The sequence below is a fragment of the Luteibacter sp. TLI7-4A genome, assembly GCF_056754745.1.
The window spans coordinates 3,217,852-3,233,258 of the sequence record NZ_JBPGWO010000001.1 but is presented as its reverse complement, the minus strand read 5'-3'; the positions used below and the strand labels follow the sequence as shown (position 1 = coordinate 3,233,258).

15 protein-coding genes and 1 tRNA gene are annotated in these 15,407 nt (G+C 55.2%); 5 read left to right on the top strand and 11 right to left on the bottom strand.

Features of this window, described 5'->3' with window-relative positions; genetic code table 11:
• Window positions 1-56 precede the first annotated feature (56 nt).
• The gene (locus tag ACR9Y6_RS14265; protein ID WP_481281871.1) at window positions 57-404 is read left to right on the top strand and encodes an EF-hand domain-containing protein; all 348 of its coding nucleotides are present in this window, start codon (window positions 57-59) and stop codon (window positions 402-404) included.
• Between the two features lie 662 nt (window positions 405-1,066).
• On the opposite strand, the gene ACR9Y6_RS14260 is transcribed toward ACR9Y6_RS14265, so the two are convergent.
• From ACR9Y6_RS14260 to ACR9Y6_RS14230, 7 genes are all read right to left on the bottom strand, one after another.
• Window positions 1,067-2,326, bottom strand: a complete 1,260-nt coding sequence (locus ACR9Y6_RS14260; protein WP_481281870.1) for a hypothetical protein — start codon at window positions 2,324-2,326, stop codon at window positions 1,067-1,069.
• A gap of 670 nt (window positions 2,327-2,996) precedes the next feature.
• Window positions 2,997-3,629, bottom strand: a complete 633-nt coding sequence (locus ACR9Y6_RS14255) for a hypothetical protein (protein WP_481281869.1) — start codon at window positions 3,627-3,629, stop codon at window positions 2,997-2,999.
• Window positions 3,622-5,199 carry a ThiF family adenylyltransferase gene (locus ACR9Y6_RS14250; RefSeq protein WP_481281868.1) on the bottom strand — a complete coding sequence of 526 codons (1,578 nt, stop codon included), beginning with the start codon at window positions 5,197-5,199 and terminating at the stop codon, window positions 3,622-3,624. The genes ACR9Y6_RS14255 and ACR9Y6_RS14250 overlap by 8 nt, the downstream gene beginning before the upstream one ends.
• A complete protein-coding gene (locus ACR9Y6_RS14245; protein ID WP_481281867.1) occupies window positions 5,196-5,708 on the bottom strand; it encodes a hypothetical protein in 513 nt (170 codons plus the stop codon). The genes ACR9Y6_RS14250 and ACR9Y6_RS14245 overlap by 4 nt, the downstream gene beginning before the upstream one ends.
• 440 nt (window positions 5,709-6,148) lie before the next feature.
• Window positions 6,149-6,457, bottom strand: coding sequence for a hypothetical protein (locus tag ACR9Y6_RS14240; RefSeq protein ID WP_481281866.1), 309 nt, complete (start codon window positions 6,455-6,457; stop codon window positions 6,149-6,151).
• A gap of 212 nt (window positions 6,458-6,669) precedes the next feature.
• Window positions 6,670-7,218 carry an ImmA/IrrE family metallo-endopeptidase gene (locus ACR9Y6_RS14235; protein ID WP_481281865.1) on the bottom strand — a complete coding sequence of 183 codons (549 nt, stop codon included), beginning with the start codon at window positions 7,216-7,218 and terminating at the stop codon, window positions 6,670-6,672.
• Window positions 7,219-7,277: 59 nt separating this feature from the next.
• Complete coding sequence (locus ACR9Y6_RS14230; protein WP_481281864.1) at window positions 7,278-7,607, bottom strand: hypothetical protein; 330 nt, start codon at window positions 7,605-7,607, stop codon at window positions 7,278-7,280.
• A gap of 227 nt (window positions 7,608-7,834) precedes the next feature.
• Between ACR9Y6_RS14230 and ACR9Y6_RS14225 the strand changes: the two genes are divergently transcribed.
• The 4 genes from ACR9Y6_RS14225 (at window position 7,835) to ACR9Y6_RS14210 (ending at window position 10,730) form a co-directional block, all read left to right on the top strand.
• On the top strand, window positions 7,835-8,401 hold the full coding sequence (locus ACR9Y6_RS14225) for a recombinase family protein (RefSeq protein ID WP_481281863.1): 567 nt from the start codon (window positions 7,835-7,837) through the stop codon (window positions 8,399-8,401).
• Window positions 8,402-8,533: 132 nt separating this feature from the next.
• Window positions 8,534-9,577 (top strand): N-acetyltransferase, encoded by a 1,044-nt coding sequence (locus ACR9Y6_RS14220; RefSeq protein WP_481281862.1) that lies wholly within the window; start codon window positions 8,534-8,536, stop codon window positions 9,575-9,577.
• A complete protein-coding gene (locus tag ACR9Y6_RS14215) occupies window positions 9,555-9,929 on the top strand; it encodes an ASCH domain-containing protein (RefSeq protein ID WP_481281861.1) in 375 nt (124 codons plus the stop codon). Before ACR9Y6_RS14220 ends, ACR9Y6_RS14215 begins: the two co-directional genes overlap by 23 nt.
• Window positions 9,930-10,064: 135 nt before the next feature.
• Window positions 10,065-10,730, top strand: a complete 666-nt coding sequence (locus ACR9Y6_RS14210) for an HNH endonuclease (protein ID WP_481281860.1) — start codon at window positions 10,065-10,067, stop codon at window positions 10,728-10,730.
• A gap of 506 nt (window positions 10,731-11,236) precedes the next feature.
• On the opposite strand, the gene ACR9Y6_RS14205 is transcribed toward ACR9Y6_RS14210, so the two are convergent.
• The 4 genes from ACR9Y6_RS14205 to rpoD form a co-directional block, all read right to left on the bottom strand.
• A tRNA-Ile gene (locus ACR9Y6_RS14205) sits at window positions 11,237-11,312 on the bottom strand.
• A gap of 68 nt (window positions 11,313-11,380) precedes the next feature.
• On the bottom strand, window positions 11,381-12,223 hold the full coding sequence (locus tag ACR9Y6_RS14200) for a nucleotidyl transferase AbiEii/AbiGii toxin family protein (protein ID WP_481281859.1): 843 nt from the start codon (window positions 12,221-12,223) through the stop codon (window positions 11,381-11,383).
• Entirely contained in the window at window positions 12,216-13,250 is a 1,035-nt protein-coding gene (locus ACR9Y6_RS14195; RefSeq protein WP_481281858.1) for a type IV toxin-antitoxin system AbiEi family antitoxin, read from the bottom strand. Before ACR9Y6_RS14195 ends, ACR9Y6_RS14200 begins: the two co-directional genes overlap by 8 nt.
• A gap of 150 nt (window positions 13,251-13,400) precedes the next feature.
• Window positions 13,401-15,263 carry an RNA polymerase sigma factor RpoD gene (rpoD, locus tag ACR9Y6_RS14190; RefSeq protein WP_306848285.1) on the bottom strand — a complete coding sequence of 621 codons (1,863 nt, stop codon included), beginning with the start codon at window positions 15,261-15,263 and terminating at the stop codon, window positions 13,401-13,403.
• Window positions 15,264-15,407: the final 144 nt, after the last annotated feature.

Below are 15,407 nucleotides of genomic sequence, written 5' to 3'. Positions count from 1 at the left end.
CATCGCTGAGCTTTTTCCGGTTACCCGAAGCACTCGACTCAACAAAGGAATAATTCGTGCGCCGTTCTTCCATTTTCGCAATTCTGGCCGTTCCCGCGGTAACGCTTGCCTCACCTCAGGAGCTACCTGTCTTACCGCCACCGCCGCGCCTGCTCGCACCTCAGGAGATGGTGTCCAAGATGATCGAGCAACGTTTTGCGCAGGCAGATACCAATCACGATGGGAAATTGACTTTGGAAGAGGCGAAGTCCGGCATAGCACTTATCGCTCCGGTTTTCGAGGAAATTGATGCCTCTCATAAAGGCTACGTGACGCTTGATCAAATCAAGGGCTTTGCAAAAAAACAGGCATTAGTGCTTCCCGTCCCCGGGGGTGAAGAAGCCGGCCCAATCCCATCGCGGTGAATCGGGGCCAGCGGCTACCTGATCGCCGATCGTCGAGGCTACTCTTGGCCAGAGGGCAAGCCTTGCTGATTATTTGGCGGGCGGTGATAACACAAGTGCCGGAGAGTCCATGAACCTGGCCGGCCCGGTATTACAGTACCCCTCGCCAGAGTTCTCAAGCCACGCTCGCTAAGCGATGTGATTAACATGATGCCCCTTGCCACATGTCGAGGGTATGTGGTTATGCGCATCTTGGACAATTTGGCGGATATCCATCGAAGATTGGCCAAAGCGGACAAACTTTGGTGGATCGCGCAACTCACCAGGGACATCGCATTCGTTGGTGGGCCCACCAACCCCCATAGCTGTCCGTTAACCAACTGATCTGCATTTATTATTTCGAGTATCAAGTAATTCCGTATCCCACTTCGTATCCCCACATGAAGAGGTTAGGGCCTAAATCCGCACTCAACGCTCGCGACGAGCCAATCAGGCGAGCGCATCCGTCGCCTGAAATCTCGGCTCGATCGGAAGTACGGATATTTTTATCCTTGTCGGTGCAGATCTCGCTTGACCTGCAGCTAAAACTGGCCCACTTCTGCAACGCCGATCCAACGCCATGGTAGATGGACTGAGCTGAGGCGCTCGCCCCCTTTCTGTCCAACTACAATGGACGACTCGGATCAAGCTCTCCTAAGTTCGGGCGATCTAGCCGCATACCAACGTACACATTGTTCGGCGGCGAACTTCGCGCAAATCACGAGCCCACCCATTTGCTCCGGCGGACACTCTTTGCCTGTTGGTCTGTAGTTCGCCTTCGCGTGAGCAAGCTGATTTCTCGATGTCGTCAGTGCTGTAGCTAGCTCGGAAAGAGCGGCCTTTCGCTCCTCGGTACTGCTCTTAGGTGAAATTTTCGCAAGAAGCTTTAGGTACTTGGGTGCGTGCGATGCCATCGGAACGGGATCACAACATCGCTCGACAGACAACTTAAGAGCTTCTGCATCACGCGTTAGCACGCGATTCTCTTCAAAGAGATTGAGGAGACCATCCATGTAATCTGCGTTTGGATTGAGGACATCACGAGATAGTAATCGCTTGCGCAGATCCTCATACTGTCGCTCGCGAACGACCGTCGCAGAAACATACTCGATGCACTTCACATAACTGAGAAGCGACGCTTCAGAATTGTTCGTACCGTACCCGCGATTGAACTCCTGGAGCACAGAAGGAAGGCCTTGCCCTAGGAGCAAAGGACGGAGATTTTTAGCCCGCAGAACCAGATCACTGATTTCATCCGCCTCAGGATCTTCCATATCTCCCGTGAACCTAGGCGCTTCAAGATACTCGACGCCAAGCGTCGAATGCAGCTCAAATAAGTAGGCTTGAATTACTTCGACTGCTGCTTCCTTTTCCGCCCCTTTCGGATGTCTGACTTCGATGAAGATATCCTCAGGCAACAATGGTGGATACCACTTGTCGTAGTAGTGCCCGCGAAGGATGATGATTGCGGCATAGTGTGCCGAGATACCTCGCAAACCAACCGATGCCGAAGCCCCTTGTATCTCGGTCGCGACATCGGCTCCGAAATCCTCGTCTTCGGTGAGCTTCTCCGCGAACGACATTGATCGCATGTCCGATGAGGTGACCCTAAGTACGGTACGGATGTCAGAGTGATAAATAAGCCCATCGAATGAAGTCTTTGGATCGGCGACTTCGTCACTCAGCTCGATCAGGTCTCCAATCGAGAGGGCTGCATCCGTATCCGTACGCGGGAAGGAAAGAGTCAACTTAACAGATTGCGTCCATTCCTCGCCTTCAAAGTCGTCCAGCTGGAAGTCGGGTTCGAGCTCTGAATCCTCGAAACGCACTGTCAGTTCACCGGTGAGCTGAGCCAGAGTCTTCCGAAGATCGGATTCCAGTTGTGGCGGATCAAACTTCAACATAATTATTTGGTTCACTCTAGTTTTGCTTTGACGTTAAAATGTCTTAGCTCGACGCCCTAGGGCGATTTTGCTTCGACAGCCTCAACATAGGGACTCGCCTTAAAGAGGTCGCTCGTCTTAGGGAATATGCCTAAAGGGTCTGTCGTAACCCTAACTGCTCGCCGATCGCCCGCTGTGGACATTGTGAATTCCGCAAACCTAGTTTTGCGTCCGCCAACATAGTCGTAGAACACCCCTGAAACTTCATTGCCGACCCGCTTCCCATCGATCATAAGGTGCGGATAAGGGAGCAATCCGATCATGGGTGGCGTTCGAACCTCACCACTCACGATCCCGTTCCGCACTATCATATCAATGGTGATGAACACATCTGGCATAGGGCAGTCGACGCATCCTTCGTTTGTCCATCGTCCGCTCCAATCGTGATCAACGGCCCACCATTCGTAGGCGCGAGGCGTGGTTTGGCTCAGCGCGCTTGGTAGCTTGTTTAGGTTATCTAACACGTCGGGCCCTTCACGAGCACTCCTCTAAGAATGGTGAACAGCACGTTTGTCACCACTCCAGGCTTCGCACGCCCCTCGACCTTCGGTTGATCCAGAGGTAGGTTCCTAGCCTTACGTTTCGCCACGTCTGGTCCTTAATAGATTTGTGTGTCAGGAAAGCATGTGATTCAGCCTACCTGTTTCAACTTTGGCTTCCCCTCAGCGACAAGTATCTTCTTCGTATATCTACGCTGGCTCTTCACCAACTCACCTGCCCGATAGATGCGCATCGAGCTATCAAGCGCGCTCCATGCGTTGGGTACAAACGCTATAAAAGACACGGTGAGGGCCGTAAGAAGCTGACCCGGTTCTTTGAACATGGTCTTGGAAAAGAACAGTGGAGAGAAGGCAAGAAACGCCAGGGCAAAGTACAGAGCTCCGTAGGAGTACATGCGGAACATTCGGTACAACTTGCCCTGATAGTTTCCCTTGAGCCGAATTTGAACCATCTCGCTACCGACGTGCTCCAAATAGGGCCGACCAGTAACGTAGTCTTTCAGTGCGCGCGCGGGCTCCTCTAGTGAAAGAATGTACTCAACTTCCTCAGACCTAAGCCGAGCGTCACCGGCGATAGCTTGGAAGCCCTTCTCACGCACAAAAGGATGCATCTCCCCCTCTTTGACTTGATCCAAGAACTCCTGCGCAAATTTGTACTCCTCCCGCATGCGACCCCGACTTCCGATGGAGAGCTCGTAGATGACCTTCCACGCGCCGATGGAGCCGATGATTACTGTTGCAGCTTTGAAGATCAGGTCATACATCTCGCGCTACCTCTTCACCAGCATCACCACCACCTGTAACGCCTTCCGCGACCTGTCGGCGCCTAGCCGCGAGCCCCATCACAACGTCGCGATGCATTACACATTCACATGCTGGATCGGGCTTCCGCAGCGATGCGACTGAGGAAGAAGGACCAAGGAAAAGGTTGGCCAGCTGAAAGGACTGGGTGAACTTAGCATCGGGATAGACCAGCGCCTTCAGCATCTCGCCAATCATCATTGCTGCAGAAGCAGTAGCGACGAATGGGGCAGATGGACGAAATCCATCCTCGATTTCGATACCAAGTTGTAGTTCACTTTGCGCTTCAGTAATGGTTGCGCAGAGTGTTTTTCCTTCGGCTAGCTTTGCCCTCAACCAAGGACGCTTTCCCTCTTCAGCACCCTCGATATCAGTCTCCGTAAGCGGCCTCCCTAGATCTGACTCCAGAGACGCCCTGCTCAGCCCGGTCATAATGGATTGGCTGATCTTTTCATCTTTGAAAGGAACCCTGAATGTGCATCGAAGACACGATCCTTCAGGATGGTCAAGCCGGTGCGTTACAACTCCTGCTCCAATCGCATTGATGCCGCCATCGATCATGACGCTTGGCCAAAGAAGTTGCGCATCGTGCCTAGCCGGAACTTCATCTAGTCCATTGAGGACAAGATCCACATTCATTGACTTAACTGAAAGGCCTGAGCGAACGGACCCTATTAGTCCCTGCTCACCAGACACGTGAAGAGCGCTCCGCTCTTTCAGCCAGTCGGCTAAACATTCTGCTTTCGATGAGCCGATCCAATCGTCACGATCGAGAAGCACGCAAGTTCCAAAGTTTTCGGTGCCGTAACCTTGTTTATCAATGACATGCAACCGTCCCGAAAGATTGAACTGGGACAGCAGCAATGCAACACCATTTCCGATCGCGCCTGCACCTATAAGCAGGGTGTCAGCAAGGGAAACGTGCTGAGGGAGGCTCGGTCCCGGATTGCTAGGTGAGGTCGAATAGTCGTATAGCGAAAATTCGCTCTTTGTAACGGGCGGCACCACATCAGCTGGGACCTCATAAATGAGCTTAAACACTTCAGCCACGCCTAGCGAGGCTGCCATCAGTGCACCGACCGGATTAGTCTGCGTCGTATCCCTTGAGAGCTCCTCACCGCGAGCCGCCACTCGCGCGATCCATCCATTCGAATTTACTGTCACCCAAGGAAGATCCTGCCTTGACCAAAAGCCGACTGACAGGATCGCCTGGACATCCTCTTCGATACCCTCCTGATAGGGGCCCACTTCGAGCGCATCGATCCTCCATACGGTTGCTACCAACGCCCGAATCTCTTCCTCGAGGCTACCTAAGCCGTCCGGAATTTTGACCTCAACCTGTCCAGCCACCCGCGGTAGCAACCGCAGGCAGTCCAGAAAACACGTCCTGCCATTCTCAGTGGCGAGAGTCTCCCTATCGCCCGTAAGCACGACCTTTCTGGACATAACTTCGGTCTTGTTAACGGGGTGGCCAGTCAGTGCCTCGGCCACGCCACTCGGTCGACTTGTCGCCTTGCTATCAATGCGGCTCATGCATCCACCTCTAACGTCACTAGACCAACGTGGTCTTGGGTCAGGTGAATTCGACGCATCATCTCTTCGCTATGAAAGCGCCGATAGTTTCCTTGATCGAATAGATGAACTCCGCACTCCTCTATGGAGAGAGTCGGGAATTGGGCGTAGTAGGGACAAACCAAAGAGAGATAGTTCTGAATTCGAATGCCATAGGTCTTGTCCACCTCAGACAAATCGAGCATCCGAGCTGGATGGGAATGAATCTGACCAGCAAGATAGCTTTCTACCTTGTCTGCCAAATTGGTGATTGCTTCCATGCAGGCCAATGAAAGTCGGAGCTGCAGAGCGGAATTCCGAACTCCCCGGCCGGAGATCGAGATGACATGCGTGATCGCCACAGCGCCCTCTGCCTCGCGTCCAAGCCAAAGGGCAAGCCCCTCGTTTCCATGCGCACCATGCGGCTTCATAACTGCCAGAGACCTTGCAAGAAGGTCTTTTGGAAAACGCCACGTAATATCAGCCGTCATGGACCTCGTCCTTGGTAAGTTTGATCGAGCGAAGATTGCACATTGATCAGCGCCAGTTGGATGGGGGCATCCGTCTTGGGGAAGGCATTCGCCGAAGAGCTTTGCCATTCCGGATGTAGTCGCTGGCCCTCTTCCGTCCACGGCAAGCAGGCATCAAGCGAACTCGGACGAAAGCCATAACAGCGAGGCCACGCGTTCGGGTCTGACTCGCTTCCCGTGGACATGTGGATGAACTTGAGTGAAGGAGGCTTATAGAGATCCGACCATCGAAGGCGGGCCTTATAGGGCTCATTGGGATTGCTTCGAGGATGCATGGTCGCGAGTACCCCGAGCGGGACGGTAGCGTCCCGCTCGAGGATCCAACGCTTCGCTTCTGGCAACTCGAGAGCTTCTTGCAACTGCCGTTCAAATACGGCTAGCTCGAAGTCTGTTGCCATATGTCACCCCTGAATGAACTGCTCGATGAGGTTCATCTCAAGGTGGTGCTCGCCATTCGCGAGCTGCCCCAACTTCACAGAAAGGTCGGTCTGCTGAACACCCTGATAGGTCAGGATGTATTCCTTGCGTCCGCCATCAACCTCCCCCTCGACCAACCCAAAGAAATGAAGCACCTGCTGCTTCAGGGTGGCGAGCGTTTCATTGGGGTTTGCTTTAGGGTCCACGTATGGCTTTCCAGAAGCGGCGTAGCGGACTTTGACGTTCAGAGTTTCGTGGTGAGCGTTCTGTTCGCTCGTAGTTGCGTTTGTCATAGGGGTTTCCTAAGTGTGCAGGGAGCTATACCGGCGTAATGCCAGCATTGATGACCCTTGACAGAGGAGATCCTGCAGAAGACAATCGCGGGCGCTAACCGAGGCGAACTGTCTTTAATAGCAGCGAGTCTCTGCGGTCGGGTACTTCGGTACTCGGCCGCTTTTATTTGTGCGTCATATGGCTCTCCTCCACTGTTGTTATGGCTCCGAGTTCATCCGAAGAGCGTTCCTTTGTAACGATCCGGATCAATGATCTTCCGCTCGGCTAGCTTGTTCAGTCGATATCCCGCCGCCTGTGTGCTGGTCCCGCAGATCCTTGCCAGCTCCGCCGCAGAATGCGCCGCCTGACATGCCTCGATCGGCATCATGATTGCTGCAGTCAGTGCTTTCGCTTGCCACTCGGAATCCTCAAAGAATTTATGCTTTCCCACGGGCGAGCTACGATTCAAAGTGACCGCGTGATTAAGCACAATGTGAGCTAGCTCGTGCACTACGGTGCTCCGTGAAAAAACATCGTCCGTGAAAAGCCCGTCGTAGACGTCCTGCCGCAGAACCACCAGCTTTTCTTCCGGAATCGTGAAAGCTGCGCATTCGCGGAGGTGCTCGACTTCGGCGACGTGATAATCAAACTTCGCACTGGGCAATGTTTTTTCTAGCACGCGCCATGCGTCGATTGTCCAAGGGCTGCGGCCATGACCCTTAATACTGGGAAGCAGGCTGCGAACACCCTCCGCTACTTCCTCGAGCTTGATGTAACTCATGGGGGCAACCTTCAAGCCTGAAGGTGTGCGCATCGATTGAGAATTTCCGAGCGTGGTCATCAGTTCTCTTCCTCTCCACGTCCTTCAAGCCAACTCATGATTTCTGGGGTGGGTGCTACACCATCTTGAAGTCTGCGCGCGAATGCTGCGACTAGACCACGTGCGTCTGGAGCTAGATGTGTTGTGTGGACGACGTCTTTCGATTGTTCAGCGGCTCGCCTAACTGCCTCGATTTCTTCGGCACTCGCCCCCTTTAGAGCGAAATACTTGATGGCAGTGTCTATGTGTTTTTGGGCCAAACGCTTCTCACCGTATTCGATACCACTTAGATGAGACGCACTAATCCCCATGTTCTCCGCAGTAGATTTCAACGATAGATCGAGGCGCATGCGGAGGGTCCTTACCACTTCTCCGAACGGCGTTAGTTTCATGACAAAAATTGTCCTGCTGGGCAGAGGGACGATCCTCCAGTGACACTCTACCACAAGTCTCTAAAAAGAGAAGATCTTCTCAGAGTGGAGATGCCATCAAAAGGTATACCTTCCGGTAGCCGCTCAAACCCCTATCAAATTTCCTGTCAAAACGTTATTATCATAACATCTAAGAGGATTTGATAATGAGTGAGATCGTCGGATACGCACGAGTGAGCAGTGCTGGCCAGTCGCTGGATATCCAGCACGACAAGCTCGATGCCTTCGGCTGTACACGTATCTTCTCCGAGAAGCGGTCCGCTAGGCAGACCGACAGTCGCCCTGAGCTACAGGCTTGCCTACAGTTTCTTCGGGAAGGAGACACATTGGTGATCTCGCGTCTGGACCGCATGGCCCGGTCGATCTTGGATCTGGCTAAGATCTCGGATCTCCTCAAGAAAAAGGGTGTGGTACTGAAGGTTCTTGATCAGGCGATCGACACCGCCACGCCAGAAGGGATGCTGATGTTCAGTCTGCTTGGTGCCTTTGCGCAATTCGAGAACGATATTCGCGCCGAGCGCCAAATTGACGGTATCGCGAAAGCGAAAGAGAAAGGAGTTTCCTTTGGTCGCAAGAGAGCGCTGACCTCCGAGCAGTGCGAGCGAATCAGAACGCTGCGCGAAGAGGAAAAGTTTTCCATCTCTCAGTTGGCCGAACGCTTTTGCGTAGGCTCTGCGACAATTTACAGAGCACTTCAAGGAACTGTTCGATAACTTGGATTCTTGGTAATGTCGATCGTGGGGAGCTGGGGAGTCACCTTCCCCATATGAAGTGAAAGCGATGGCTTAGGGTGCACAGCCGATCAGGACAACACTACAGGGGCGAGGGAATCTATGGGCTTGGAAATGAGAGCGTTTAAGGATATCGATCTCAATGATTCATTCTTCGATTCGCTTAAAGCTGACTACAAGGAGTTCCCCGATTGGTTCGCCAAGAAAGTAGCCGGGGGCGACGATGCGTACATTTTCTTGAGTGATACGGGAGGCCTCGATGGCTTCTTGTACCTAAAGGTTGAGGATGGCGCGCTCAATGACGTAGTTCCCGCGTTGCCACCTCGGCCTCGTTTGAAGGTGGGAACGATGAAAATCAATCCCCATGGCACGCGATTGGGCGAGCGATTCATCAAGAAGATATTCGATCATGCTCTAGCAAAAAAAGTTGAAGAAATTTACGTGACGGTGTTCGACCACCATTCCAAGTTGATCAACATGTTTGCTGAGTATGGTTTCCACGCCTTAGCGTCGAAGACTACAGCGAATGGAACTGAGCAAGTACTGGTGCGGAACATTCATGCACCTTTCAAAGACGTTACCACCAGCTACCCGTTGGTGAAGACCGGAAACCGCACAATTTTTCAGGTGGCCATTGAGCCAAAGTGGCACACTAAACTGTTCCCCGACTCGATTCTGAGGAACGAGAGCGCGTCCATCGTCGAAGACGTGTCTCATACAAATAGCATCCATAAGGTCTACCTCGCTGGAATGCATGGCATGGAGAGGTTGCGGCGCGGTGACGTCATTCTTATCTACAGGAAGAGCGACGGCGCAGCGCCTGCTCGCTATCGCTCTGTCGCGACGTCCGTTTGCGTCATGGAAGAATACCGTAGCCTTGGTAGCTTCGCGGACAAAGCCAGCTTCCTAGCCTATTGTAGGCCGTATAGCGTGTTTACCGATGCGGAGTTGGATTACCTCTGGCAAGTCAAGAAGTATCACCACGTTATTCGCTTCACGTACAATTTTGCGCTGAAAAAAAGAGTTACACGTGGCGACATGATCGATCTGGCTGGTGTGAGCGAATCCGCCTATGCAGGGTTCCTTGAGCTTACACATGATCAATTTAAGAAGATCTTGCAGCTAGGAGAAGCGGATGAAAGTCTTGTTGTCAATTAAGCCGGAGTATGCGGAAAAGATACTCCTTGGCGAAAAGCGGTTTGAGTTCCGTAAGGCGATACCAAAGAATGCAGCGGTAAGGACTATCGTGATTTACGCCACGATGCCGGTAGGGAAGGTTGTGGGGGAGTTCGAAGTCGGCGGAATCCTCGCCGAGCGTCCTAGGAATATATGGTCGATGACCTCGGCGTTCGCGGGAATAACTAGGCGTTTTTTCAACGAATACTTCGAAGGTCGGACGACTGCCTATGCGATCAAGGTCAAGAGCCCTAAACGATACGACCAGCCCCTCGACCTGTCGTCGGTGTTAACGAGCGGAATTCCGCCCCAGTCCTTTTGTTACCTTCACTGATCGGCTGGTATCACGCGAGACGGCCGGCACGGATTGATCGTATACAAGGCTAGGCTAAATTCGTACGCGTACGATCTCGACCCAGGGTGCAAGCATATTCTTCGCTGTCTTTCTGGTTGCTCTCCTGAGGTACGGATGCGCTGCATCTTCTGCAAAAACTTCTGCTCGAAAGACAAATCGGTCGAGCACATCGTTCCGGAGTCGCTAGGGAACGTGAGTCATATCCTGCCTGCCGGCGCTGTTTGCGACAGATGCAATAACTACTTCTCAAGAAAAGTCGAGCAGCCACTGCTGGCGTCACCCATGTTTCGATTGCTTAGGGCGGCCGTTGGCGTTCCAAACAAGCGCGGGATTATTCCATCGTGGCAACCCGGAGACGGAATGTCTCTGCCCGACTATAGGTTGATGGGAAGATTCCTAGCCAAAGTTGGTCTTGAGGTGCTCGCACTGAGAACACTTTCCGTACCTAACTGGAATGAGCATCTAGTCGCTCAGGCTGAGCTAGATGAGTTGCGTCGCTTTGCCCGATACAATGAGGGACCTGACTGGCCTTTTTCGGTTCGCGCCATTCACCCCGTGAACGGAGTTTTTGAAGGCGACGACGGTTTTTTTGAGGTGCTTCACGAATTTGACCTCTTGGTGACCGAGTCTTCGGAGATCTACCTTGTGATTTCGCTGTTTGGCACGGAGATGGTGATCAACCTCGGCGGACGAGAGATGGAAGGGTACGGTTGTTGGCTTGTTACGAACCATGGGGTGTCACCCCTCTACTCGGGGAAAAATGCGGAGCAGATCGCCTGATTCCGAAAGGATCGACACATGCGAAGCAGTATTTTGTCCGTTCTCGTGCGAAAGCGGACTTGGCAATGTCTACGCAGCCCGTCGAGCAACGGCTGGATGGGCCTCCGCCTTCGGTACAAAGTTCTGCTAGGCAGCGGTTTAATGTTGCTTGATCTGACTCGTCGGTAATCGTATGAACGAATCCGTGACCGCGCAGGAAGCCCTCTACGCCCTCGCGGTCATGTCAGGCATCTTTGGATGCCACGGTAGGCGCGAAGCGTACTACAGGGCTTCGCGCGGCCCGGAATACGACATCCCGTACTACGATCGCCACGTCGAAGAGGTTCAGAAGCTCGTCGCTATTTTCCGCAGTGTAAGATGCGATCGGCTTTAACTGATCGAGGCGTTTACCTGCGGGTAGGCGGTATTACCTATTTCCGATCCTCCACTTGCACGAACGCGCTTGGCTCATCGCCTGTCCCCGGAGCCCAAGATTGTTCCGGCGGCCGCAATTTGCGCAGATGAATTGGTGGGCCCACCAGGACTCGAACCTGGAACCAAAGGATTATGAGTCCTCTGCTCTAACCATTGAGCTATAGGCCCTTGCAGCGCAAGGAGTGTAGCGGATGGCGCCCGGCAGGTGGAGAGGTTGTCATCCCAGCCACTTCGACTCACCCGCGCAACTCACCCGCGAGATCATCAAACAACTCGCGAAACAGATCCAGCGGGCTATCCAGATCCGGGCGTTCGGCGTAGGCATCGAGCGCGAGCTGTCCGACGTTCGCGGGTGTTAGTACGTTTTGTACGGCGAGCAGCGTTCCGGCGCTGCAAAGCTGCTTCACATCGCGCCCGAGCAACTTGGCTGAACCTCGAAGGTAATCGTGTCCCACGTCGTCCAGCAGTGCTGGGTCGTCATACATTCGGTCGATATTGCCTAGTTCTGCGTAATGGCTCAATAAGGCGTGGAGGTCGCTCGCGTCCTTGCGCGTCGCGGCATGGCGGTCATTCCAGGCGAACAGTTTGAGCAACGCCAGCCCAGGTGCATTCAGCACATCGATAACGGTACCGCCCACGTCGACTTGCGCCGCCGTCCTGGCGGCATCCGGATATCCCTCGACGTTCATCTCGATATCCGGATCGTTCGGCCACCTGAACTTCGGTCCGCCCACGCCTGGGCCGAATGGCACGATATCCACAGGAATGGCATGGCTGATCGTGTCGGCATGGAAATAGAGGCGATGAGCGACATCATTCCGTGTGGTAAATCGTGTGTCGTCGCGCAACCGATGGACCATCGATTCAAATGCATTCCATCCTTGGATGGCCACCGCGAAGTCGACGTCCGCCGTGGCGCGTCGTAGCGGAATGTCGTGCACATGACTGAGTACGATATCCCTCGCGCTGGCGCCGACCACCATCACCCTCACGCCGATGTCGGCGGCGGCCAGGGTCACCGCACGGATGATCGCTCGGCTGGTGGGATCCAGCGGCGCGTTGGTCCTCAGTTTAAGCACCGACGTACTCTTTCCGTATCAACGCCGCCGCCTCTGCGGCACGTGAGTCCTTCATGGTGAGGAGGTCTGCGTAGATGAGCAGCGGATTCACGATGCCTTGTGTATGCGCGTATGTATCGTCGAAGTGCCAGAAACGCTCGACGACCTCTATGGCGCCTGCAGGATCTGCCCGCAACCGGTATTTTCTCAGGAGTGGGTTGATTGCATCGCCAGTGACACCTTCCGATAGGTAGATCGTCTGTGTCGCGGGCCGTAAAAAGCCGTTCAACCTATGGGCGGCGACTTCGCCGCCCCAAAGCGCGCCGGACCCGAGATCCGCATCCTTCCACCAGTCCGGCGCCGGCGCGCTGAAGCGACGTTGGCTCAATCGTGGGCGGAGTTTGTGGGGGTAATTGTTTACCCATTCGCCCTGGAGGCGGTCGATTGCCAGGAAGTGCCTGCGTCTATCGCTGTCTCGCGCCGACACAAGGCCGCGTTGCTCGAGGTCGGCGAATATCGGCGGTATGGCTCCCAGCGATACTCCCGCCGCCATGGCCAGTTCGCGGTAAGGCGCAGCGAGCAAGGGACGATGACAGAGCAACGCGTAGACCACGCGTAGGGATGCGTAACTGGTGCCGCCCCTGTAAGGGGAGGGGGCGGTGGTCCGGGAAGGACGGTTCCCCCGCACGAGCACCCACCGCGGACCTGACCTGAGCAGGCAGTTGCCGGCGGTGTCCATGAAGTCCAGGTCGATTTCCAGGCAGTGGTCGATCTGCCCGCTTGTAAGATGGTGGGTCACGATAAGCGGCCGGGGTCGATCGTGGTGCGTCGTAATCTGTTGTCTTATAAATGTTAATTGAGCATCGCCAATGATGCGGGGCTTGCATTCGGCAACGAATGAAAGAGTGCCGTCGGGAAATTCGACGGTTACAAGCCCATCTGGCCGATAGTCGCCCGGCCCTTCTGGCGCGGGAAGAACGCGGATATGCAGGCCCGTGGTCGCCTGGACCGCCTGGGCGGCATCCTGAAGCAGCGTAAGCTCGCCCATGCCGGATCCTTGTTCAGTAATTCTATATGTTCATTTTTATAAAACATATAAAACAATTGAACAAGGGTCCTGGGCCTCCCGTTGGCGCCGCCCAAAAGAAAATGCCCGCTTGCGCGGGCATTTTTCTTCTTACCTTGTGACGTCGCCCGATCAGTCGATATCGAGGAACGAGCGCAGCGTTTCCGAGCGGCTCGGGTGGCGCAGCTTACGCAGGGCCTTGGCTTCGATCTGGCGGATGCGTTCGCGGGTGACGTCGAACTGCTTGCCGACTTCTTCCAGCGTGTGATCCGTGTTCATGTCGATGCCGAAGCGCATGCGCAGCACCTTCGCTTCCCGCGGGGTGAGGCCGGCGAGCACGTCGCGCACGGTTTCCATGAGACCCGTCTCGGTCGCCGACTCGACGGGCGAGCTGGCGTTGGTGTCTTCGATGAAGTCGCCAAGGTGCGAATCTTCGTCGTCGCCGATCGGGGTTTCCATGGAGATCGGCTCCTTCGCGATCTTCAGGACCTTGCGGATCTTGTCTTCCGGCATCTCCATTTCCTTCGCCAGCTCTTCCGGCGTCGGCTCGCGGCCGAACTGCTGGAGCATCTGGCGGGAAATGCGGTTCAACTTGTTGATCGTTTCGATCATGTGCACCGGGATACGGATGGTGCGGGCCTGATCGGCGATCGAGCGGGTGATGGCCTGACGGATCCACCACGTCGCATAGGTCGAGAACTTGTAGCCGCGACGGTATTCGAACTTGTCCACCGCCTTCATCAGGCCGATGTTGCCTTCCTGAATGAGGTCGAGGAACTGCAGGCCGCGATTGGTGTACTTCTTGGCGATCGAGATCACCAGGCGCAGGTTCGCCTCGACCATTTCCTTCTTGGCGCGGCGGGCCTTGGCCTCGCCGACGGACATCGCGCGGTTGATTTCCTTGATGTCGGTCAGCGGCAGGTACAGGGTGCGCTCGATCTGGGCGAGCTTCTCCTGCTCCGCGTCGATGGCCTCGCGGTAGTTCTTGATGTTCGGCGACCACTTCTGGCGCTTGCGCGACAGTTCGGCGGCCCATTCGAGATTGCCTTCGTTCGACGGGAAGCTCTTCAGGAACTCGGCACGCGGCATCTTCACCTGCTTGACGAAGATGTCCATGAGCACGCGCTCGTGGTGACGGATGTCGTTCACCACTTCGCGCAGCTTGCGCACGAAGCTGTCGATCAGCGCCGACGGGAGCTTCAGGTTGAGGAAGGCCTCCGACATCTGCTCGCGGATCTTCGCGACCTTCTTGTCGTTGATCTCAGCCTTCGGCGCGGCCTTCTGGAACTTGGCGTGCAGCGAACGCAGTTCTTCCATGCGGCGCTTGACCTCTTCCGGGTCGGGACCGGTCGGGCCGGCCTCCTCTTCCTCGGCGGGGGCGCCCTCGACTTCCTCGTCGTCGGTCTCGGCATCGGCGTCGACCACCACGGCGGCGTCGGCTTCGGCCTGGGCGGCGTCGGCGGCTTCTTCCAGGTCGGCGAAACCGGCGAGGATCTCGCTCAGGCGGCGCTTGCCTTCCACGTGCTGGTCGTATTCCTCGAGCAGCAGCTGGATGGTGAGCGGGAAGCTGGCCAGCGCGGTCTGGACCTGGCTGAGGCCTTCCTCGATACGCTTGGCGATGGCGATCTCGCCTTCGCGGGTCAGCAGCTCGACCGTGCCCATTTCGCGCATGTACATGCGGACGGGGTCGGTGGTGCGGCCCACCTCGGCGTCCACGGCGGACAGCAGCGCCACGGCTTCTTCGGCCGCGGACTCGTCGTCGGTACTGGCACCGGGGGCGGCGCCATCGGAAATCGTGTCGGTGTCCGGCGCGGAATCGTGGACTTCGATGCCGACGCCCTTGAGCACCGCCATGATGTCTTCGATCTGCTCCGGATCGACGATGTCGTCGGGCAGGTGGTCGTTGATTTCCGCGTAGGTCAGGTAGCCCTGCTCCAATCCCTTGGAGATGAGCTGTTTGATTTCAGACTGTTGCTCGTGAGCTTTATTAGTCATGCCGACCGCCGCGGGTTACAGGAACCGATCAGTATAGTCATCTGATGATTTTTTGACCAGTTTTCAAGTGGATCGGCCTCACCGGCACCACGCAAAAATCGCGCCAGAAGCCCTGTTCGGGCCGGGGCGTTCACGTGGCGGTGA